Raw genomic sequence first — 6,633 nt, 5'->3', positions numbered from 1 at the left:
GTGCGCGACAACCTCCTGGCGCACGAGCGCTTCGGCCGCCTGCATGAGATCCTGTCGGGGCTGATCGACGAACTGAAAGAATAAGTGGGACAATAAGTGGGACAGTCACACTTTCCGGGACCGCTGCTCCGGAAAGTGTGACTGTCCCACTTATTGTCTCGGATGATACAATCGACTGTTTCCGATTGATGCGTTACGGCGTTTCTACGCACCTGTACCACGCCGAGCGGCTCGCAAGAGCGCACCTGGCCGAGATCGCGGCGGCGGGCTTCGACGCGGTCGAAATCTTCGCCACGCGCTCGCACGTCGACTACCACGACGGCGCCGCGCTTGATGCGGTCGGCGGCTGGATCACCGAGTTGGGCTTGCGCGTACACGGCATCCACGCGCCGATCATGGAGGCGTTCGGCCGCGGGGACAGGTGGGAGGGGCGGACGTTCTCGATTGCCGCATCAGACCAGGCGCGCCGCCGCGAAGCGGTCCAGGAGGCCACGGCCGCGCTCGATCTCGCCAGGCGCGTGCCGGTCGACGTCCTGGTCGTCCACCTCGGCGTGCCGCGTGGCCAGCAGTCCGGCCCGGGCGAGTCGAAGGACTCCACGCTCCGCAGCCTCGAGGAAATCCAGCGCGCCGCCGAACCGCTGGGCGTTCGGCTCGCGCTCGAAGTGATTCCGAACCCGCTCTCGACACCCGAAGCGCTCGTGCGTCTGCTCGAGGAGGAGATCGCGATCGGCGGCGCTGGCGTGTGCCTCGACTTCGGTCACGCGTTCCTGCTCGGCGACCTCATCGACGCGATCGAGCAGGTATCCGGCCACCTGATCGCCACGCACGTGCACGACAACAACAGGCGCGAGGACAGCCACCTGGCGCCCTTCGAGGGGCGCATCGAATGGCCGCCGGCGCTGATGGCAATCCAGAAAGTCGGCTACGACGGCACGCTGCTCTTCGAGCTGGCGGACACGTCCACGCCGCGCGAGGTGCTCGAAAAGGCCCGCCGCGCGCGCGGCCGCTTTGACCAGATGACGATCTGAACATGGCTACAGTGGCGTACATCGAAGACATCGCGCGCGACCTCGACCGCTACCAGGGGCAGCCGGTCACCATCCGGGGCTGGCTTCACCAGCGGCGCTCGAGCGGCAAGATCCATTTCCTCATCGTGCGCGACGGCACGGGCTTCATCCAGGGGGTCATGTCGAAGCAGGCGGTGCCCGAGGATGTCTTCACGCGCGCCGACCATCTGTCGCAGGAGACTTCGCTCGCCCTCCAGGGCACGGTGCGCGCCGACAAGCGCGCGCCCGGCGGGTTCGAGATCGACGTGACGGGAATCGACATCATCGGCGACTCGCAGGATTTCCCGATCACGCCAAAGGAGCACGGCGTCGACTACCTGATGGACCGGCGGCATCTCTGGATCCGCGCGCAGCGGCAGAACGCCATCCTGCGGGTGCGGCACGAAATCATCGATGCAGTCCGCGGCTATTTCAACAGCCGCGGCTTCATCCTCGCCGACACGCCGATTTTCACGCCGGCCGCCGCCGAGGGCACGACGACGCTGTTTCCCGTCGAGTACTTCGAGAACGAGAAGGCGTATCTCACGCAGAGCGGGCAGCTGTACAACGAAGCGAACGCGATGGCGCTCGGCCGCGTGTACTGCTTCGGCCCGACCTTCCGCGCCGAGAAGTCGAAGACGCGCCGCCACCTCACCGAGTTCTGGATGGTGGAGCCCGAGGTCGCCTTCGCGACGCTCGACGACATCATCGCCCTCGGCGAAGGGCTCGTCGTCGAGATCGTGTCCCGCGTGCTGGACAGGCGCCGGCGCGAGCTCGCGGTGCTCGAGCGCGACACGTCAAAGCTCGAACAGGTGAAGAGCCCCTTCCCGCGGATCACCTACGACGAGGCGGTGAAGTTGCTGCGGGACAAGGGACAGCCGTTCGAGGACAACAACGATTTCGGCGGCACCGATGAGACCGTGCTCTCCGGCGAGTTCGATCGGCCCGTCGCCGTCACGCACTACCCTGCCCAGGTGAAAGCGTTCTACATGCAGCCCGAACCCGGACGGCCGGATCGCGTCCGGTGCGTGGACGTCCTCGCCCCGGAAGGGTACGGCGAAATCATCGGCGGCAGCGAGCGAATCTGGGATCGCGGGCTGCTGATGCAGCGGATCGCCGAGCACAAGCTGCCTCCCGAATCGCTCGAGTGGTATCTCGATCTGCGGCACTTCGGCTCGGTGCCGCACGGCGGGTTCGGCATGGGCATCGAGCGCACCGTGGCGTGGATCTGCGGCCTCGAACACATCCGGGAGGCGATCCCGTACCCGAGGATGCTGTACAGGATCTATCCGTAGTGGGCGGTGGACAGATGAAGATAGGCTTTCTCTCTCTCGGCTGCCCCAAGAACCTCGTCGACGGCGAGGTGATGCTGGGGCTCGCCGAGCAGGCCGGGCACGAGATCACCAACGACGCGTCGAACGCGGACGTGCTCGTGGTCAACACGTGTGCCTTCATCGATTCCGCCAAGCAGGAGTCCATTGACGCCATCCTGGAGATGGCCGAGCAGAAGAAGTCCGGCGCGTGCCGGACGCTGATCGTCACCGGCTGTCTTGGCGAGCGCTACCGGGAGGAACTGAAGCGGGAGATCCCGGAGATCGACGTGGTGCTCGGGACGGGGGAAGTGCCGGAAATTGTCAGCGCCCTGTCAGGCACCAAAGGCCAGAGGTCGAAGGTCAGGGAAGCGGCTGCGGTCCCGCTTACGCTCTACAAGAAACCCACATACCTCTACGACGCCGCGACGCCGAGGCACCTGTCCACACCGCGCCACTTCGCCTACGTCAAGGTTGCGGAGGGGTGCGATTACACGTGCTCGTTCTGCATCATCCCGACACTGCGGGGCGCGTATCGCAGCCGCACCGCCGATTCGATCGTGACGGAAGCGCGAAATCTCGCGGCGCGCGGCGTCAAGGAACTGATCCTCATCTCGCAGGACACCACGTTCTACGGCAACGATCGCGGCGAGCGTGGCGCGCTGGCGCGCCTGCTCCGCGAACTGAACGGCGTGGACGGCCTCGAGTGGATCCGCCTGCTCTATCTCTATCCGACGACGATTACCGACGACACGCTGGCGGCGATGGCGGAGTGCGAGAAGGTCTGCCGCTACGTCGACCTGCCCCTGCAGCACGCGTCGGCGGCCGTGCTCGAGCGCATGCGGCGGCCGGGCAACCGCGCGTCGTACGACAAGCTGCTGGCGCGCATCCGGGAACGCGTTCCCGGCGTCACGCTGCGCACGACGTTCATCGCCGGCTACCCGGGAGAGACCGAGGCTGAATTCGACGAGCTGCGCGCGTTCGTGCGGGACACGGAGTTCGACCACGTCGGCGTCTTCACGTATTCGCACGAAGAGGGGACCCGCGCGTACAGCGCCGACGACGACGTGACGCCGCCGGTGAAGCGCCGCCGCCGCGATCAATTGATGGAAATGCAGAAAGGCATCGTGGCGCGCGCGCAGGCCCGGCGGGTCGGACAGCGGGTGCGCGTCCTGGTGGACGGCCCTTCCGGGGAGCATCGCCTCGTCGTGCAGGGGCGGCTCGCCGGGCAGGCCCCGGAGATCGATCCGGTGGTGTTTTTTACCGAATCCGACCCGGATGAGCTGATCCCCGGCACGTTCGTGGAAGGCGAGGTCGTGGCGGCGCGGGAATATGACCTTGTTGTCAGCCCCGTGCTATCATTGGTCGAAGCTCCTAGCGGGTAACACCAAAGGTGGGTCTTTAGCCCACTTTTTCTTTTTGCGGGGTGTTTTTTCGGACGTGAAGGCAGAGCAGGCCCAGCGCGACCGGATTCGCACGGTGGCCGAGCGGGTGGCGCGCAGCTACGGGCTCGACATTTTCGACGTGCAGTTCCGGCGCGAGTCGCACGGGTGGGTGCTGCGTGTCATCATCGACCGTCCGGATCCCGGTCCTGCCGCGCAGGCCGGTGATGCCGCGCTGGACCCGTCGGGAGACAGCATCGGCATTGCCGAGTGCCAGCAGGTCAGCCAGGACCTGAGCGCCATTCTCGACGTCGAGGAAGAGGCGCTCGGCCTGTCGCTGCCCGACAACTACACCCTCGAGGTTTCGTCCCCCGGGCTCGATCGGCCGCTCCGGCACCCTGCGGACTACCGGCGGTTTACCGGGCGGCTCGCGAAGATCGTCTCGCGCGAGCCGATTGGCGGGCAGTCCGCTTTTGCCGGACGCATCGAGGCGCTGGAGAGCGGCCCGGACGGTGAGACGGTCCTGCTCGTCGAGGGGCGCAGGACCCATCGGATTCCGCTCGTGAAGGTCTCGCGCGCGAATCTGGACGTGGAATTCTGATCATGATGAATCCGTTGCAGCAAGTGATCGACGCGGTCGCCAAGGAAAAGGGGCTCGACCCGACGATCGTCGTGTCGGCCATCGAGGAGGCCGTCGCGGCCGCCTCGCGGAAGTACTACAAGGGCGACGAGCGCCTGAAGACGAAGTTCAACACCGAGACCGGGCAGGTGGAGCTCTACGCGATCAAGCAGGTCGTGGAGGCGGTCACCAACCCCGCCGCCGAGATGTCGCTCGAGGAGGCGCGCAACCTCTATCGCGAGAGCTACGGCGAGGAAGTCGCCAACTCCATCGAGGTCGGTGACGAAATGGAGCTGCCCCGCTCCACCGAGGTGCTCGGGCGCATCGCGGCGCAGCTGGCCAAGCAGGTCATCTTCCAGAAGGTGCGCGAGGCGGAGCGCGAAAACGTCTACGGCGAGTACAGCAATCGCATCGGCGAGGTCGTCAACGGCACGGTCAAGCGGTTCGAGAGCGGCGACATCATCCTGGAGCTGGGGCGCGTCGAAGCGGTCCTTCCGCGCAAGGAGCAGTCGCGCGCCGAGAACTACGTCGTCGGCGACCGCATCCGCGCGGTCATCAGGACCGTCAACAAGAACGCCAAGGGACCGCAGGTCGTGCTGTCTCGCACGGACCCGGCGCTGCTCATCAAGCTGTTCGAGCAGGAAGTCCCCGAGATCTACGACGGCACCGTCATGATCCGCGGCGCGGTCCGCGAGGCGGGAGACCGCGCCAAGGTGGCGGTCTACTCGCGCGAGCGCGACGTGGACCCCGTGGGCGCCTGCGTCGGGATGAAGGGCACGCGCGTCCAGGCCATCATCCGCGAGCTGCGCGGCGAGAAGATCGACATCGTCGAGTGGTCCGAGGACCCGGTGCAGTTCGTCACCAACGCGATCAGCCCCGCGAAGGTCCAGCGCGTGTCGATCGTGGACGACGCGGAGCGCGTGATGGAAGTGATCGTCGAGGACAAGCAACTGTCGCTCGCGATCGGCAAGAAGGGGCAGAACGTCCGGCTGGCCGCCAAGCTGACCGGCTGGAAGATCGACATCAAGTCCGAGGAAGAGAAGCGCAAGGAGGTCGAGGCGCAGCTCGAAGAGCTGGACTTCTCGTCGCCGTCAGCACCGTTGTCGCTGCCGGGCATCCATGACGAGGTCGTCGCGGCGCTCCGGCAGGCGGGTTACGACTCGAACGAGAAGATTGCGAACGCGCCGGTCGAGGAGCTCGCCGCGCTGGAGGGCTTCGACATCGAAACGGCGGAAACCGTGATCGCGGCCGCCCGCGAGGGGGCGCCGACGGAGCCCGCCGCCGACGCGACCGAGACCGGGGCGCCCGCGGAGTCCGCGGGTCCTGAAGAGCCCGCGGCGCAGGAACATGAACGGTGAATTAAGACGTGAGCAGTGGGCAGTGGGCAGTGGACAGACTGGCCACTGGCCGCTGTCCACTGTTCACTACTGAGGGGACGCTTGGCCACAGTCCGGATTTACAAGGTCGCAGAGCTGCTGAACACCTCGAGCCAGGAAGTCATGGCGCTGCTCAAGAAGCGCGCAGGCATCGAGGTGAAGAGCGCGTCGAGCACGATCGAAGAGGTCGTCGCACGGGAGTTCGTGCAGAAGCTCGCCCGCGAGCGCACCATCACGCTGCCGCGCGCCTCCGAGATGTTCAGCGAGACGGCGGCGCATCCGCCCGCCAAGGGAGGCGCGAAGAAGGGCGCGGCGGCGAAAGCGCCGGAACCGGCCAAGCCGGCCGCCCACGCCCTGCCCCCGCCGAGGCTGGTGAAGGTCGCCAAGCCGGTCGCGCCGCCGATCGAGGCGGCGCCAGCCGTCGAAGCCCCGGCGCCCGAGGAGGGCCCGGCGGCGCCAGCCGCCACACCCGAGGTGACGGCGCCGGCTCAGACGGCGGACCGCGAAGCGCCCACGGTGGCCGCCCGCGCCGCTGAAGCGGCTCCCGCGGCTGCTGCGCCGGAATCTCCCGCAGCCGCCGAAGCACCCGCGGCGCACGCACCGGCGCCAGCGGCAGCCGGGGCACCCCGAGCACCCGAGGCACCTGGAGCACCTGGAGTACCCAGCGTGGCCGCCCGCGCCGCGGTTCCTGCGCCGACTGGTCGTGTGGTGCCGCCGACGATTCGGCTGCGTATCGAAGACCCGCGAACCGGCCAGGCTCCGCCGGCGCGTCCGACCGTCGTTCGTTCGATCGTGCCGGCGCCTCCGCCGCCACCGCGACCGGCCACGCCGCCCCCGACAGGGCAGCAGGCACGTCCCGGCGCGCGCCCCGCGACTGGGGCGCGACCGGCGGGGCCGCGC

General features: G+C 67.6%; 6 protein-coding genes. All 6 read left to right on the top strand.

What is annotated here, in order from left to right; all coding sequences use genetic code 11:
- The first annotated feature begins 188 nt into the window (after positions 1 to 188).
- Entirely contained in the window at positions 189 to 1,028 is an 840-nt protein-coding gene (locus HYU53_18030; GenBank protein MBI2223091.1) for a sugar phosphate isomerase/epimerase, read from the top strand.
- Positions 1,029 to 1,030: 2 nt separating this feature from the next.
- Positions 1,031 to 2,341: an asparagine--tRNA ligase gene (gene asnS / locus HYU53_18025; protein MBI2223090.1), complete on the top strand. Its 1,311-nt coding sequence runs from the start codon at positions 1,031 to 1,033 to the stop codon at positions 2,339 to 2,341.
- Positions 2,342 to 2,355: 14 nt separating this feature from the next.
- Entirely contained in the window at positions 2,356 to 3,741 is a 1,386-nt protein-coding gene (gene rimO, locus HYU53_18020; GenBank protein ID MBI2223089.1) for a 30S ribosomal protein S12 methylthiotransferase RimO, read from the top strand.
- Complete coding sequence (locus HYU53_18015) at positions 3,689 to 4,339, top strand: ribosome maturation factor RimP (GenBank protein ID MBI2223088.1); 651 nt, start codon at positions 3,689 to 3,691, stop codon at positions 4,337 to 4,339. Before rimO ends, HYU53_18015 begins: the two co-directional genes overlap by 53 nt.
- A gap of 2 nt (positions 4,340 to 4,341) precedes the next feature.
- Positions 4,342 to 5,715 (top strand): transcription termination/antitermination protein NusA, encoded by a 1,374-nt coding sequence (gene nusA, locus HYU53_18010; protein ID MBI2223087.1) that lies wholly within the window; start codon positions 4,342 to 4,344, stop codon positions 5,713 to 5,715.
- A gap of 81 nt (positions 5,716 to 5,796) precedes the next feature.
- On the top strand, positions 5,797 to 6,633 hold an 837-nt coding region (locus tag HYU53_18005), incomplete at its 3' end, for a translation initiation factor IF-2 N-terminal domain-containing protein (protein ID MBI2223086.1).

The sequence above is a fragment of the Acidobacteriota bacterium genome (assembly GCA_016184105.1).
In the GTDB taxonomy this organism is placed as follows: Bacteria; Acidobacteriota; Vicinamibacteria; order Vicinamibacterales; family 2-12-FULL-66-21; genus JACPDI01.
Note: the sequence above shows the minus strand (reverse complement) of the source record. Positions and strands in the feature narration are given on the sequence as shown.